This is a genomic window from Methylobacterium sp. W2, from assembly GCF_020662345.1.
Classification (GTDB): Bacteria; Pseudomonadota; Alphaproteobacteria; order Rhizobiales; family Beijerinckiaceae; genus Methylobacterium.
In genome coordinates, this window is the sequence record NZ_VMOA01000074.1 from 1 (window position 1) to 14,858 (window position 14,858).

Genomic DNA, 14,858 nt, shown 5'->3' on the forward strand with positions numbered 1-14,858 from the left:
GAGCGCGGCGAGGCCCTGCCCATCGGCAAGGGCCGGATCGTCAAGCGCCCCGAGAATGCGCGGGTGGCGCTGCTCTGTCTCGGCACGCGCCTGTCGGAGGCGCTGAAGGCGGCCGACCTGCTCGAGAGCGCCGGGATCGCCGTGAGCGTGGCGGATGCGCGCTTCGCCAAGCCGCTCGACGAGGCGATGATCCTCGATCTGGCGGCGAGCCACGAGGTTCTGGTCACCCTGGAAGAGGGGTCGGTCGGCGGCTTCGGCGCAATGGTGCTGCATCTCCTGTCGGAGAAGGGCGCCCTCGACACGGGCCGGGTGCGGGTGAGGACGCTGACGCTGCCGGACACCTACCAGGACCACAACAGCCCGGAGGCGATGTACGCCGAGGCCGGCCTCGACGCCGACGGCATCGTCAGGACCGTCAAGGCCGCCCTGCCCGAGCAGAAGGCCCGCAGCGGCGCCAAGCTCGTGAGCATCGGCAAGGGTCAGCGCTGACCGGCCGATACCCATGACAACCCGGCATCACGGCTCCGCTTCTGCGGCGGCCGTGATGCCGTTCGAGGCATGCGCATCCTCCGGCGGCCTTGCGCCGAGGATGCGACGCCTGGCTACTTGATGACCGAGCAGGCGAGGCGGGGGCCCGCCCCGCCGATGGGCTGGCTGGTATGGTCGTCCTCGTTGGCGTGGATGATGAAGGCCGAGCCGTCGGCATCCTTCAGCCCGCCCTCGCCCGTGAGCGGCGTCTCGCTCGACACTTCCGCATTCACCGAGCCATCGGCATTGGCATAGACGTTGGGCAGGTCACCCTCGTCCGGCCCTTCCGGGTTGAGCAGGCCATGCTTGCTCTGGTCGTGATTCACGTGAGCCTTCGACTTCTCGAACTTCTCCATGTCCGAGCAATCGGCCACGGCGTGGAAATGGATGCCGTGCCAGCCGGGAGGCAACCCGCCGGGCTGGATCGCCAGGCGCAGGACCAGGGCGCTCGCTCCATCACGGATGGTGACCGTTCCGATCGGTTCGCCCTTCGTGTTGACGACCTTGCTCTCGTAGGTCTGCGGCGCGGCATTCGCCGCCGGCGCAGGTGCCTGCGCGAGGGCGGGCGCGACGCCGCCCACCAGGGCGAGGACCGACAGGAATCGTCTCATGGCGTTTCTCCTCTCCACGCCGGGGCGATTGTGGAGCTCTGCAAGGAAAATCCCGGCCGCGACCGTGTCCGACGACGGTGGCCCGGGCAAGGCTGTCGTCGCGGTCGGATCGAATGCCATGTGTGTCGGCCGAGCCCGGACGGCAACCGCATCCAGGCGCCGATGCAGGGCATCCCCACGGGGCATCCACCCAAACGGAATGCCGGTTAACATAGCATCGTGGACGCCATCGTAAGCTTTCGTTAAGCTGCAATGTCGGTCCGACAGCGATTGCCGGGCGGCGCGTGCGGAGGTGGAACGCCGATATGCGTCCGATCTCTCGGCACCAGCCTGGAGAAAGTCGATGCCAATGCGTCCTCATCGGTTTTCGGCCATCATTGCAGCGCTCGCCCTGTCGGCGCTCTGCGCCATGCCGATGATCGATCCCGTTTTCGCCCAGGACGCGACGCCCGCCCCCGCCGGCCCGGCTTGGACCGATCCGCCCGATCGGAAGACCGCCCCCTCGCCTGCAGCAGGGCGCGAGGACGCCAAGCCGGAGGATGTCCGGAAGGCTGACGCGACGGCCCGTGTCGGGAAGGCGCCGCGAAACCGCCGTGACGCGGCTACCGGCCCCCGGCCTTCCACGGCCAGCCGGCATGCGAGCCGGAAAGCGCCCGCCCAGAAAGTCGCCCGACGCACGGTCCCAGCCGGACGCGAGAGCATCCGTCCCGTCGCTGTCAGGGCACCCGCCAGTCGGATGGCGAGAGACGGAGCCTGGACCGTCCGTGCGTTTCAGCCGAATTACGAGGACACTCCCGGCTATCGCTACGGCTATCTCTCGGAAGAGGGCCCGATTTATCGCCGCCGGGATGACGGGGGCCGGGACTATCAGGCGGCGCGCCTGCGGCAGGCCCGCGAGGCCGGGTATCTCGTCGTCCGCACCGATGATCCCCGTACCATGCGCGGCCGCTCATTCGAGACCCTTCGCGAGTCCGAGGATCGGGGCGATCCCGAAGACTGATCGTGCGTGTCGGGCTTTGCCGTCGATGGGCCTGGAACGGGCTTCCGCATGACTGACTCCGCTCATGCAAAAAAACCTCGCAGGTGAGAGCCGGCGAGGCATTCCGTGATTGCGGGTGAAACGGAGTCCGCGTTAGCGAAGGCGGCCGGGGCGTGCCGGCTCGAACACGATGCGGCGGTGAAACGCGCACCAGCTCTTGCCGTCCGGCGCAGGCGCACCGCAACAGACCGCGCGATCGTTCGGCTCGCCGATGATGAACTTGCAGACGAAGGCACCCGACTGTGCGAAGGGGACGCGCAGTTCGGCCGACGGTTCGGCAATGGCGTCAGCATCGCCGATCTGTGACAGGCGAACGAGTTGATTCATGTAAAACGTACTCGCAGGATCTGCGTCTCTGGCGGGCGCACGCCCGGTGGGACCGTGGATTGAAATTCGCCGTACGGACGGTCCTTCCGCCACGAGGCATGACGATGCCTCGGTCGCTTCCGGTCCGCCCCGTGACTTCATAGGAAGCCACGATACGACGCTGTCATGATGTTACTGTATCTAGGGATCTTTCGCCCTTAAACAAGTCTCGACGCATCAACGTGCTGCAGCGCACAGAATCTGGCGTCTTTTGGCGTGGTTCGAGGTCGATTTCGCCGCTTCTAGCGCCGAATCCCTTTCTTTTTAGACAATGCCGACCGCCCGAATCATCCGTCGCCCGTCGACGCCGCGCAGTGATTCGCGGCTTGCAATAGCCGTCACGCGCCTCGCGAAACCCCGCTCTCGTCCGAGACGACAAAAGACCCCATGCGCCGGCCGGCGCATGGGGTCTGGTCTTCTGTCGAAACCGTGGTCCGGCCCGCTTGCGGCGGGCGCGGCCCGCGACGGCTTACTTGATCAGCTTGACCAGGGCCTTGCCGGCCGGGGTCTTCAGCTCGGCGGCATCGAGGGTGCCGTCCTTGTCCGGATCGGCGGCCTTGAAGCGGGACTCGACCAGAGCGAGGTACTCTTTCTTGTCGAGGGTGCCGTCCTTGTCCGGATCGGCTTCCGCGATCACCTTCTTGCCGCCGCGGCCCTTGAGCTCCTTGGCGTCGAGGGTGCCGTCCTTGTCGCCTTCGAGGGCGTCGAACTTGGCGCTGGCGACGGCCTGGACTTCTTTCAGGTCGATCGTGCCGTCATTGTCGGTGTCGATCATGGAGATGATCTTGTTGCCCTTGGCGGAGGCCGGAGTGGCGACGGCGAAGGGAACGGCCAGGGCGGCGATGGCAAGGAAAAGGGGGAGTTTTGACCGGTTGAACATGCGTAAATCTCCTAGTTGCGTCAGCGTTGTGGAACTATCACACGCTTTTGCAGATGCGAAGATACTCTACTGCAGGGCAGCGGCCCGTCTTAGGGTCCTCTGTGGATGACAGACCCTCCGATACCGGCGACTCGGAGCCCCAAACGGTACGTGCACACGACACATCCCGCTGACGACGGATTGGTTTTTCCCGCCTCCTCCATGAAGGAGCGATGTCATGGGAAGCAACGAAGGACATGATCCATCACTATGTTTCAGCCCGTCATGGAAACCGGCCGTCGTCTTCTGAGGCACGTCTGGCGTTGGTCCGTCTTCAGGGGCACGGGATTCAAGTACCGGCACTTCGAAACGGCCTTCGAGCGAGGCGATTGGCCGACGATCCTGGCACGGGCCCGTGATGGCGAGCGACTGAAGAAGAGCCCGTCGATGATGGGCATGTTCATCCGCGCCGCCGGCGAGATGCGCGACGTGGAGGCCCTGGCCTGGGCCGAAAACCAGTGCCTGGGCGCGCGATGGTCACCGCGGGATCGGTATGCGGTGAGCCAGAGGTTCCTGATGCTCGGCGAAGCGGCTGCCGCATGGGCGGTCTTCACCGCCGATGCGGCAGTGATGGCCGAGGCAAAATTCGCCCATCAGGCGAAATCGTTCCTCCCCCATACCAAGGATGCCGCCCTCCGGTCGGAGATCAAGGCGGTCATGGCGAAGGCCGTCCCCGCTGGAGCCGCCGCAGCGGCGGGCGTTGCCAAGGCCGCGGCCACGACGGTTCGATTTCCGTTCTCCGGCTCCGGGCGGCGGGCTCAAGGGACCGTCGAGATCCGGTCGAGCGAGCGCACTCCGCCGCGTCATGCCGTCAAGGTCGCCGCGGACATCGAGAGCTTTCGGAACAAGGCCGCCCGGGCGAAGCCGCCCGAGATCATCGAGCACCGGGAGGTGTTCGTGGACCGGAACGGCCAGATCTGGAAGGAGGACGGCCGCGTCATCGTCTCGAAGGGAACGCCCATCTCCCGCCTGTCGCGCGCGGAGGCGCCCGGCATCGCGACGGGCTTCTTCGCCATCAAGAGCACGCGCGGCATCTATCACTGGCTGGTGGATCGCCTGCCGCTCTTCGCCTGGATGCTGGAGGACGGGGCGCCGGATGCGGCGATCCTCCTCAGCGACGAGGCCCCCTCCTTCGAGAAGGAGACGCTGCGTCTGGCCGGCCTGCCCCAGAGGGTGGTGGATGTCGGCGACGCGGTCTTCGTCCAGCGCCTGCTGATCGCCCGCAGCGGCATGCAGGGGTTCAGCTATTGGGACCAGGTGGCACCCGTCATCGAGCGGGTGAAGCAGTCCGCCCGGGCCATCGCCGCGCGGGAGAAGGTGAGCGCCGGCGATGCGATCTACATCTCGCGCCGCGATTCGAGCCGGCGGGTCATGAGGAACGAGGCCGAACTCGAGGCGCAGATCACGGCGCGGGGCTATGCGGGCGTCGCCCTCGGAGCCATGCCCCTCTGGCAGCAGGTCTTCATCGTCGCGTCGGCGAAGCGCATCGTCGCTCCTCATGGAGCAGGGTTGGCGCATATCGTCTTTTCGCAGCCCGGAACCCATATTACCGAGATCGTGCCGGTCCAGGACGGGACCTACTTCCTGCGTCTGAACTATGCCCGGCTCAGCCTCGTGATGGGACACCGCTATCGGGCTTGGCTGGAACCTCACCACGGCGCCATGGACAGTTGGGCCGTGGATGCTCCGGCCTTCCTCGATCATCTCGATGAGTGGCCGGGTGATGCGGGCGCTCACGTTGGCGTGGAGGATGCTGGCGACCGGTCCCGGATGGGGTAAAGGGCCCCTGTCCGGCAGCGGATCACGCGATTGTTGGACACGTGCCGACGAATGGACGCCCTCATTCCGGCCATGTCGTTGCAGCAAGGGCTTCGTTCATGAGAGACACCCGGCACCGGCCTGGGGGCCGGGCTCGGTCTGCCGGGTCGAAGCGTTCGGCTAAGCCTTTGTCGAGGCGCGATGTATCGATGCGGGCTGTTGCGTCCTTGCGTGACGCGGCATTAGATTTCGGGTTGGGAGATCGGGATTGGGCGCTCGACCGGGAACACGCGCAGTGAGAGGCTGTCCGCCGATCTCCGGACGAGATGGTTCATGCTGATCTTGGAGAACGTCTGGGTCCGGTCGCTCCAGTCGCGGTCGCATGCGGTCCTGTGCGGCCTCACGGGGGTCATCCCGACGAACCGTCGCGTCGGCATCCTCTGCGCCTCGAAGATCGAGCGCCGTGCTTTCAGCGACCTCATCATGGGAGTGCGGCAGCCCGCCATCGGCAAGGTGCGGCGCGAGGCGGACATCTCCAGTCCCGTCGGTCGCATGGCCGGCATCGTGCCGCTTCACACTCTGAGACGGAACTGCGTGTTCGCGGCCAAGATGCACCGCATCGATCCGACGAGCCTGATCAAGTTCGTCGCGTTCGTGGCCAATATCGATGCGTTCATGGACGTGCCCTACAAGCTCGTGCCCGCCGATATCGCCGTGGCGTTTCGGTATGCCCTGTCCTACGGGTTGCCCTACGAGACTTACTTCGTCGACGGTGACATTCTTCCGCCGACGGCCGAGTTCACCGACCGTTTCACCAGCGTGATCAAGCAACGCTCGGCCATGAGCGGCTTCATCGTCATTTCGTCGAACATCGCCCTGGTGCGGGAATTCTGCGACGTCGTCGGTGTGGTCCAGGCCGACAAGATCGCCCTCTATACCAATGCCCAGCGGGCTATCCACGAATACATGAGGCTGGTCGACCTCAACAAGCCCGACGTCGATGCCACCGAGACCTTGCTGGCGCGGATCCGTCGCGCCCTGAAGCTCGAGGATTGGCCGATGGTCACCGCCATCGCCACGTCCGAGATGCAGGACGATCCCGATAGCCCCACGGCGATCTGGCTGTATGGGGAACTCGCGCTGGCGCGGGGAGACCGTCGACGCGGGATCGACCTGATCATTCGCGCCTGTCAGGCCAACCCCTTTTTCGAAGAGCCGTGGAAGGCACTGGCGCGTGTCGCCGAAGACGAGCAGGACGAGGAGAGGCTCAAGCTCCTGGCCAGCGTGCTGATCACCAACGGCCAGGGCCGGATCATGCGGATGGCCGCCAAGATCATCGAGCAGACCGGCACCGATGAGGCGGCCGTCGAAGCATGGCGCCGGGTCGCGGGCGCGGCCCGGACGGATGTGAGCGTCCTGATCGAGGCCGGCGACCGCCTGCTCCGCGCGGGTGCGGGGGAGGATTCGGCCCGGATCTTCGAGGCCGCCTATGCGGCCGATCCGACGAATGGCCGCCTCCTGGTGATGCTCTACCGCAGTGAGTTGCTCTTCTCCGACAACGAGCGGCTGGCCGAGTTGGCGGCTCTCATCGTGCGGCTTTACCCGGAGGAGGCCGAACGGGCCGTGCGCCTCGCCCAGCGCGCGCGTCGTCCGGAGGTGAAGGCGATCGAGGATGGCAGCTCGTCCGCCCTGCTCGATTCCGTGACCGAGGAACCCCTTCCGGTTCGTATCCGACGCGCCTTGAAACTGCAGGATGTCGCCGCCTTGGCCGAGATCGCCGAGGCCGAGATCCGGCGGGAGGCGGACAGCGCGACCGCCATCTGGCTTCTCGGTGAGATCGCCCTCATCAAGGGAGACCGCGAGCGCGGCGGGGAACTGATCCTGCGCGCGTGCCAGGCGGCGGATGCCGAGCTGGAGGATCCCTGGAAGACCCTGGGTCGTCTCGCCGAGGAGGAAAAGAGCGAGGAGCGGCTCAGCTATTACGTCTCCGCCCTGATGACCAACGGTCAGGGCCGGATTCGCCGGATGGCCGCCAAGGCACTCGAGCCCACGGGCGACGAGGAATCCATCCTGGCGGCGTGGCGGGCCGTCGCCCATGTGGCCGGCGCGGATCTCGGCCTGGTGCTGGAAGCGGGCGATCGGCTTTTCCGCTATGGCGCCGCCAGCGAGGGGGCTCAGGTCTTGTCACGGGGGCTTCAGGTCGATCCCCGCAACGGACGCGTGCTGATCTTGCTCTATCGCTGCGAACTCACCTTCTCCGACGACGAGCGCCTGATGGCATTGGCGGCCCAGATCTACGAGGTCTCCCCGGCCGAGATCGACCGCACGATCCGTCTCGCCCTGAATGCGCGCAAGGCTGACCTCGGCAAGCGGATGAAGGAGCGGTTCAAGCAGCCCGCTACCAGCAACGCGAGCGTGTGAGCGGAGGCGGCCTCACGCCTCCCGCACACCGGGCTTGTGCCCCGGATCGAAGGTGAAGACGACGCCAGCCTGTTCGAGAACCTGACGCACCGCCTGGACCGTGTCGCGTCGCGGGCGGATGGTCGCGTCCGGATCCTCGATCCGCACGATCGTGGAGACCGATACGCTCGCCCGCCGCGCCAACTCGTCCTTCGACAGGCCGGTCATCCCGCGCGCCGCCCGGACCTGTGCCGACGTCAGATCCCCGACGCTGCGGCCGATATCGGTGGCGGGCCCGCGGGCGTCCGTGCTCGACGAGGCCGCCTGAAAGCGGCTCTGTCCGGGAACGCTCAGGCACACGCCGACCCATTCCTTCACCGAACCGTCCCGGTTCATGATCGGCACGCCACGGGCGTTGAACCAGCGATAGACCCCATCGACGCAGAGGATTCTGTAATCGGTGTTGTAGGCCGTGTCGTGGCTGAGGGCCGTGCGCCAGGCGAAGTTCGTGCGTTCCCTGTCGTCGGAATGCAGGACGTCGATCCAGCCGAGGCCCTGGAACTGCTCGTGGCGCTGCCCGGTGAGCTCTTCCCAGAGCGGCATGTCGATCGACTTCCCATCGGGGCTGACGATCCAGACCACCGCGGCCGTGGCCGAGAGCAGGGCCTTGAAGCGATCGGGCCCCTGTTTGGTGGAATGCTTTGCATCGTAGCGGTCGGTCACGTCCTCGACGACGCCGATCGCCTGGCTCGGGCGGTTGCCGGGGCCGAGCACCACCTCGGCGTGGCTGGCGATCCAGCGCAGCGTCTGGTCCGGCCGGATGATGCGGAACTCGCGCCTGAGCGGCTGGCCCCCGCGCAGCAGGGTCAGCATATCCGTATGCGCGGCACGGTCGTCGGGATGCATCATGGCCTCCACGACGCCGAAGCTCAGGGCGACCGAGGGGGGAAGGCCGAGAACCCGATGGAGGCCGATCGACCCGTAGATGTCGAGCTCTTCGAGGTCCGCCGACCAGAAGCCGACATCCGTGGCGTGTTCCATGAGCTTCAGGAGGCGACGGGAGGGCAACCGGCGCGATGCGCCATCCGACCGTCCGGATGGATCCATCGGCGACCGTGGCGGCATGGTTCTTTCTCCTCGGCCAACGTGCCGCCTGACATGAACGATTTCATGCCAGGATGTTCCGAAACACTATGTCGTTGCGTGTTTTTCTCCTGTCGCACAACCCGTCGTGTGGCGAAGGGAGAATGATTTCGGCGGTTGCATTGCGGGGTCCCGTCGCCACTCCATGGATTGGCGACGTCATGCATCTTCTCCCGCCATCCCGGCTCTCCTTCGGAAGCCTGCCGGGGCCGCACCCATCGCGGGACCGGCGCGAACGCCCCCTTCTGTGCGGGCGAACTCGCATGTCGCGTGCCGCTGACGGGAACCGACGGGGGCTTCGCGGTGGTCTCGCGGTAGACGTGCAGGAGCGATGCAGGGTCGGCTTCGCTTCGCCGCAAGGCTTCGCGCTCAACCGGCCTGAGCCGGTGCGTTGGCGAGGGTGAGAAGGGTCTGGAGCAGGACGTCGGCGCCGGCGGTGCAATCGCCCTGCGTCGCCGATTCCGCCTCGTTGTGGCTGATCCCGTCGCGGCAGGGCACGAAGATCATGGCCGTCGGGGCGAGCGCGGCGATGTTGCAGGCATCGTGGCCGGCGCCCGAGACCATCCGGCGATGGCTGAGGCCCAATCCCCTGGTCGCCGCCTCGACGGCGCCCACCACCCCGGCATCGAAGGGCACCGGCTCCTTGCGCCAGATCCGGGTCAACGCGATCTCGAGGCCGCGCCGGCCGGCGATGGCGCCGAGTTCCTCCCGCAACTCGCTCTCGACCGCGTCGAGGGTCTCGGCTTTCGGGTCGCGCACATCGAGGGTGAAGCGGATGCGGCCGGGGATGACGTTGCGCGACGGCGCGCCGATCACCGCCTCGCCGATCGTCGCCACCGCGGTGGGGCCGTGGGCATGGGCGATCCGCTCGACGGCCAGCGCGATCTCGGCGAGGCCGGTGAGGGCGTCGCGCCGGCGCGGCATCGGCGTCGTGCCGGCATGGCTCTCGAAGCCCGTCACCACGCCGTCGAACCAGGCGATCCCCTGCCCGCCCTCGACCACGCCGATGGTGGTCTCCTCGGCCTCCAGGATCGGCCCCTGCTCGATATGCAGTTCCACGAAAGCGCCGATCCTGCGCTCGCCCACCGGCTCGTCCCCGAGATAGCCGATGGCCTCAAGCGCCTGCTTCACCGCGATGCCGGCGGCATCGCGCCGGGAATGGATGTCCTCCACCGTGAACTCCCCGGCATAGGCGGCAGACGCCATCATGGCAGGCGCGTAGCGCGAGCCTTCCTCGTTGGTCCAGTTGACCAGAAGCAGGGGCGCCTCGGTCTCAATGCCGGCATCGTTGAGGGCGCGCATGACCTCCAGCCCCGCCAGGGTGCCGAGGATGCCGTCGAACTTGCCCCCCGTCGGCTGGGTATCAAGATGCGAGCCGCAGGCGACGGGCAGGCGCATCATGTCGCGCCCGCGCCGCAGGGCGAACTGGGTGCCCAGCGCATCGACGCGCACCTCCAGCCCTGCCGCCTCGCAGGCATCCCGGAACCAGTCCCGGACCTGGCCATCCTCCTGCGACAGGGTCAGCCGGTTGATTCCGCCGGCCGGGGTCCCGCCGAACCGGGCCGTCTCCATGATGGTGGACCACAGGCGCGCGCCGTCGACGCGGAGATTGTGGGTCGTGCTCATATGCGTGTCCGTTGTCTCGGGTTGGTCTTTTGGGAATGGGGTCGGTTCTCCACCCCTCACCCTCATCCTGGGGATGCTACGCCTCCACCATCTCCGCCCGCTGGGCCCGGAAACTCTGCGCCGCCTCGTCGGTCTTCCAGCAGGCGGCGCGATGTCCCGGTCCGGCTTCCACCACCGGCGGGTCGCCCACGCGGCAGCGATCCTCGGCGAGGAAGCAGCGGGGCGCGAAGGGGCAGCCCGGCGGGCGATTGGCGAGGTCGGGCGGGCTTCCCGGAATGGTCTGCAAGCGGGAGCCCTTGGCGAGCGCCCCGTCGGCGCGGCTGCGCAGCAGGCCGATCGTGTAGGGATGATGCGGGTTCAGCACCACCTGCCGGGCGGTGCCCTCCTCCACGATGCGGCCGGCATACATCACCGCGATCCGGTCGGCGACCTCGACGGCGGCACCGAGATCGTGGGTGACGAAGAGGGTGGAGAGCCCGAGCTCCGCCTGGAGATCGCGCAGGAGCAGCAGGATCTGGATCTGCACCGTGGCATCGAGGGCCGTGGTGGGTTCGTCGGCGAGCAGGACCTTCGGGTTGCAGGCGAGCGCGAGGGCGATCATCGCGCGCTGGCGCATGCCCCCCGACATCTCGTGCGGATAGGCGTCGAGGCGCCGCTCCGGGCTCGGGATGCGGACCCGTTCAAATTGCTGCAGCGCGCGGGCGCGCGCCTCGGCCGCGCCGATCCCCTCGTGCTGGCGGATCGCCTCGATGATCTGGCGGCCCACCGTATAGACCGGGTCGAGGGCGAGCAGCGGTTCCTGGAAGATCATCGCCACTTCGCGGCCGCGCAACGCCGTCAGCTCGCGCCTGCCCATCGCCATCACGTCGCGGCCGGAGACGAGGATGCGGCCCTCGATCGCCGATTTGCGCTCGGGGTTGAGGCGCATGATCGCCCGCAGGGTCACACTCTTGCCCGAGCCCGACTCGCCGATGAGGGCGATGGCCTGACCGCGGCCGAGGGTGAGATCGACCCCATCCACGGCACGGACCCTGCCGCCGAAGGTGACCTTTAGCCCCTGGATGGCGACGGCAGGTTCTGTCAGGCTGCGACTCATCGGAAGTCTCCTCGCCCCGTCGAGTGCCGCGACGGGCTCGTGTTCCCCTCCGTGCAGGCTACGATGTTCACACACCTCGCGGGCCGCTCGGGTCCCCTCTTCTGGAAGGAGAGGGACGGGGTGAGGTGTGTGGCCTTTTCGGAGATGGACCACACCTCACCCCAACCCTCTCCTTCCAGGAGAGGGAGACGGTCGCGCCTCATGTCGAACCTTCTTGGATCGAGGGAACGCCTGTCGAGCGCATGTGTGAATCCCCGAGCCTCGCACGAGAGGGAGCCTGCGCCGGGCCCGGAAAAGCGGCTGTGGCGAAGAACCGTGCTCATGCGGCCACCGACAGGGCGGGCGCCGCCGAATGGCCGGAGCCGGGCTGGCGCGCGAGGCAGGCGACGCGGTGGACGGGGTCGACCGGGGCGAGGGGCGGAACACGGCTCCGGCAGATAGCCTCCACGAGGCTGCAGCGCGGGTTGAACCGGCATCCCGGCGGCGGGTCGATGGGGTTGGGCGGGTCTCCGGCCAGCGGCGCCACGCTGGTGCGGTTGTCCGGGTCCATGGACGGCATCGAGGACAGGAGCGCCCTGGTATAGGGATGGGCGGGGTCGGCCAGCACGGTGTCGGCCGGGCCGATCTCCACCACCTGGCCGAGATACATCACCGCCACCCGGTCGCAGATGAAGCGGACGACGTTGAGGTCGTGGCTGATGAACAGGTAGGTGAGGTCGAATTCCTGCTTGAGATCCATCAGCAGGTTAAGCACCTGCGCCTCCACCGACTTGTCGAGGGCCGAGACCGCCTCGTCGAGGACCACGAGGCGCGGCTCCAGCGCCAATGCGCGGGCGATGTTCACGCGCTGGCGCTGGCCGCCGGAGAGTTCGTGCGGGTAGCGGGCGGCGAAACGCGCCGGTTCCAGGCCGACGCGGGCGAGCAGGCTGCGCGCCCGCTCGATGGCCTGGCGCTTGGGCACCCCGTGGACCCGAGGCCCGAAGGCGATGGACCCCTCTATGGTCATGCGCGGGTTCAGCGACGAGTAGCTGTCCTGGAACACCATCTGCGCCTGGGCGCGGAACTCGCGAAGGGGCAGCGCCCGGCTGCCGATGCGCTCGCCGTCGAACAGCATCTCGCCCTGGTCGTGCTGGGTCAGGCCCATGATGAGACGTGCGGTGCTGGACTTGCCGCAGCCGGATTCGCCGACGACCCCCAGGGTCTCGCCCTTCTTGATGTCGAAATCGACGCCGTCCACGGCGCGCACGACGGCCTTCTTTCCGCCGATCCCCTTCTTGACCGGGAAGTGCTTCACCAGCCCCTCCACGGTGAGGAGCGGCTGGCCCGGCCCGCCCCGGTCGCGGGAGGAGAGCGGGCTCGACGCGATGGGCGTGCTCATGACTTCACTTCCATTGCCGAGCGCAGGCCGTCCGAGAACAGGTTGAACGAGATCGAGACGATGAAGATGGCAAGGCCCGGCAGTGCCGCGACCATGGGGTTCACGTAGATCGCGGTACGCAGGGTGTTGAGCATCAGGCCCCATTCCGGCTCCGGCGGCTTCACGCCGAGGCCGAGGAAGGAGAGGCCCGAGGCCAGGATCATCGACACGCTGATGAGGCTGGTGGAGTAGACGAAGATCGGCCCGAGCACGTTGCCGAGCACCTGCGCGCGCAGGATCGTCACGGTGGAGGCGCCGGACAGGCGGGCGGCGTCGACATAGTCGCGCGAGCGGATCTGCGTCGTCACGCTCTCGGCCACGCGGGCGATCTGGGGCGTGAACACGCAGGTCAGCGAGACGATGGAGTTGAACACGCCCGCCCCCAGGGCGCCGGAAAGGGCGATGGCCAGAAGCACCGAGGGGAAGGCGAAGAACACGTCGATCGTGCGCATGAGCACGGTGTTGAGCCAGCCGCCCACGTAGCCGGCGAGGATGCCGATGCTGGAGCCGAGGAGGAAGGCGAGGATCACCGGCGTGACGCCGATGAACAGCGAGAGGCGTCCGCCCAGCATCAGGCGGCTCAGCATGTCGCGTCCGAGCTCGTCCGAGCCGAGGAGGTAGGTGGCGTCGCCCACGGGCTTCAGCCGCCGCACCATCGAGCCGCGATAGGGGTCCATCGGCGTGATCCAGGGGGCCAGCAGGGCGACGGCGACGATGGCGAGGATGAGACACGCCGCTGTCATCGCCACCGGATCGCGCAGGAGCTTGGCCAGCACGTTGCCCCAGAAGCCGCGCGAGGCGACGAAGGCCTCCGGCGTCGAGGTGAGTGGGGGCGCCCCCCCGGCGATGTCGATGGCCGATACGGCCGGACTGGTTCCAAGTGCCATCAGCCCCTCTCGATGCGCGGGTCGAGCGCCGTCTGCACGACGTCGACGATGAGGTTGAGGGCGACGAAGAACATCGCCAGGACGAGGATGGCCCCCTGCAGCAGCGGCAGGTCGCGCTGGAAGATCGCGGCGTTGAGGAGGAAGCCGGTGCCGGGCCAGGCGAACACCGTCTCGATCAGGATCGAGCCGCCCAGCAGGTAGCCGAGCTGCAGCCCCATGATCGCGAGAGCGGTGGGGGCGGCGTTCTTCACCACGTGCTTGAACACGCCGAACTCGGAGAGGCCTTTCGCCCTGAGCGCGCCGACGAAATCCTGCGAGAGGATGTCGCCCACCAGCGCCCGGACGGTGCGGGCGATGACGCCCATCGGGATCACCGACATCGTGATGGCGGGCAGGATGATGTAGCGCAGGTGCTCGAGATCCGGCTTCCAGTTGCCCGACCCGTCGGGTCCGGCGCCGGTGGAGGGCAGCCAGCCGAGCTGCGCCGAGAACACGATCACCAGGACCATGCCGAGCCAGTAATGCGGCACGCTCACGCCGAAGACCGAGATGGCGGAGGCCGCCCGGTCGAGGACGGAATCGCGGAAGTAGCCGGCGACGAAGCCGAACAGGCAGCCGAAAGTGAAGCCGATCAGGGTCGCCACGGAGGCGAGGATCAGGCTGTTGACGACGGCGCGTCCGACTTCGTTCAGCACCGGCCTGCCGGTGGCGATGGACGTGCCGAGATCGCCGTGGAGCACCTTCCACAGCCACAGGACGTACTGGACCGGCATCGGCTTGTCGTAGCCGTAGGCGATCCGCATGGCGTCGATCGTCTCCTGGGTGGCGTCCACCGGCAGGATGGCGCTGAGGGGATCGCCGGGGGCCAGGTGCACCAGCAGGAAGCAGACGATGCTCACCCCGAGTGCCACCGGGGTGACGGTGAGGAGGCGTTGGAGGATGAAGCTCAGCATGGCGCGGTCCCTCGGGGCCCTCCCCCCTCTGCGGGGGAGGGCGGCCCTCGCGTGAGCGAGGGTCGGGAGAGGGGCGCGGCGTATCCGGAGAGGTCGCCCCCCCTCCCGCCTGCTC

The 14,858-nt window shown here is 67.6% G+C and carries 13 protein-coding genes; 4 read left to right on the forward strand and 9 right to left on the reverse strand.

Annotation, left to right across the window (positions count from 1 at the left end; translation table 11 throughout):
- Window positions 1–489: transketolase C-terminal domain-containing protein (locus FPV16_RS25285; RefSeq protein WP_319802278.1), on the forward strand; the 489-nt coding region annotated here is incomplete at its 5' end.
- A gap of 113 nt (window positions 490–602) precedes the next feature.
- Here the strand turns inward: FPV16_RS25285 and FPV16_RS25290 are convergent.
- On the reverse strand, window positions 603–1,139 hold the full coding sequence (locus FPV16_RS25290) for a superoxide dismutase family protein (RefSeq protein ID WP_227441274.1): 537 nt from the start codon (window positions 1,137–1,139) through the stop codon (window positions 603–605).
- A gap of 343 nt (window positions 1,140–1,482) precedes the next feature.
- On the opposite strand from FPV16_RS25290, the gene FPV16_RS25295 reads away from it, so the two are divergent.
- Complete coding sequence (locus FPV16_RS25295; RefSeq protein WP_227441275.1) at window positions 1,483–2,139, forward strand: hypothetical protein; 657 nt, start codon at window positions 1,483–1,485, stop codon at window positions 2,137–2,139.
- A 132-nt stretch (window positions 2,140–2,271) separates the two neighbouring features.
- On the opposite strand, the gene FPV16_RS25300 is transcribed toward FPV16_RS25295, so the two are convergent.
- Together FPV16_RS25300 and FPV16_RS25305 are read right to left on the reverse strand one after the other, a co-directional pair.
- Window positions 2,272–2,505: a GcrA family cell cycle regulator gene (locus FPV16_RS25300; RefSeq protein ID WP_018043414.1), complete on the reverse strand. Its 234-nt coding sequence runs from the start codon at window positions 2,503–2,505 to the stop codon at window positions 2,272–2,274.
- Between the two features lie 508 nt (window positions 2,506–3,013).
- A complete protein-coding gene (locus FPV16_RS25305) occupies window positions 3,014–3,424 on the reverse strand; it encodes an EF-hand domain-containing protein (protein ID WP_227441276.1) in 411 nt (136 codons plus the stop codon).
- Between the two features lie 249 nt (window positions 3,425–3,673).
- On the opposite strand from FPV16_RS25305, the gene FPV16_RS25310 reads away from it, so the two are divergent.
- Complete coding sequence (locus FPV16_RS25310) at window positions 3,674–5,242, forward strand: glycosyltransferase family 61 protein (protein ID WP_227441277.1); 1,569 nt, start codon at window positions 3,674–3,676, stop codon at window positions 5,240–5,242.
- Between the two features lie 312 nt (window positions 5,243–5,554).
- Window positions 5,555–7,642, forward strand: a complete 2,088-nt coding sequence (locus FPV16_RS25315; protein WP_227441278.1) for a hypothetical protein — start codon at window positions 5,555–5,557, stop codon at window positions 7,640–7,642.
- 12 nt (window positions 7,643–7,654) lie between these two features.
- Here FPV16_RS25315 and FPV16_RS25320 read toward each other — a convergent pair whose 3' ends face one another.
- From FPV16_RS25320 to FPV16_RS25345, 6 genes are all read right to left on the reverse strand, one after another.
- Window positions 7,655–8,746 (reverse strand): PAS domain-containing protein, encoded by a 1,092-nt coding sequence (locus FPV16_RS25320; protein ID WP_227441279.1) that lies wholly within the window; start codon window positions 8,744–8,746, stop codon window positions 7,655–7,657.
- 387 nt (window positions 8,747–9,133) lie between these two features.
- Window positions 9,134–10,390, reverse strand: coding sequence for a Zn-dependent hydrolase (locus FPV16_RS25325; protein ID WP_227441280.1), 1,257 nt, complete (start codon window positions 10,388–10,390; stop codon window positions 9,134–9,136).
- 76 nt (window positions 10,391–10,466) lie between these two features.
- Entirely contained in the window at window positions 10,467–11,486 is a 1,020-nt protein-coding gene (locus FPV16_RS25330) for an ABC transporter ATP-binding protein (protein WP_227441281.1), read from the reverse strand.
- A gap of 319 nt (window positions 11,487–11,805) precedes the next feature.
- The gene (locus FPV16_RS25335; protein ID WP_227441282.1) at window positions 11,806–12,864 is read right to left on the reverse strand and encodes an ABC transporter ATP-binding protein; all 1,059 of its coding nucleotides are present in this window, start codon (window positions 12,862–12,864) and stop codon (window positions 11,806–11,808) included.
- On the reverse strand, window positions 12,861–13,790 hold the full coding sequence (locus tag FPV16_RS25340) for an ABC transporter permease (protein ID WP_227441283.1): 930 nt from the start codon (window positions 13,788–13,790) through the stop codon (window positions 12,861–12,863). Before FPV16_RS25340 ends, FPV16_RS25335 begins: the two co-directional genes overlap by 4 nt.
- Window positions 13,790–14,743 (reverse strand): ABC transporter permease, encoded by a 954-nt coding sequence (locus tag FPV16_RS25345; protein WP_227441284.1) that lies wholly within the window; start codon window positions 14,741–14,743, stop codon window positions 13,790–13,792. Before FPV16_RS25345 ends, FPV16_RS25340 begins: the two co-directional genes overlap by 1 nt.
- Window positions 14,744–14,858 lie beyond the last annotated feature (115 nt).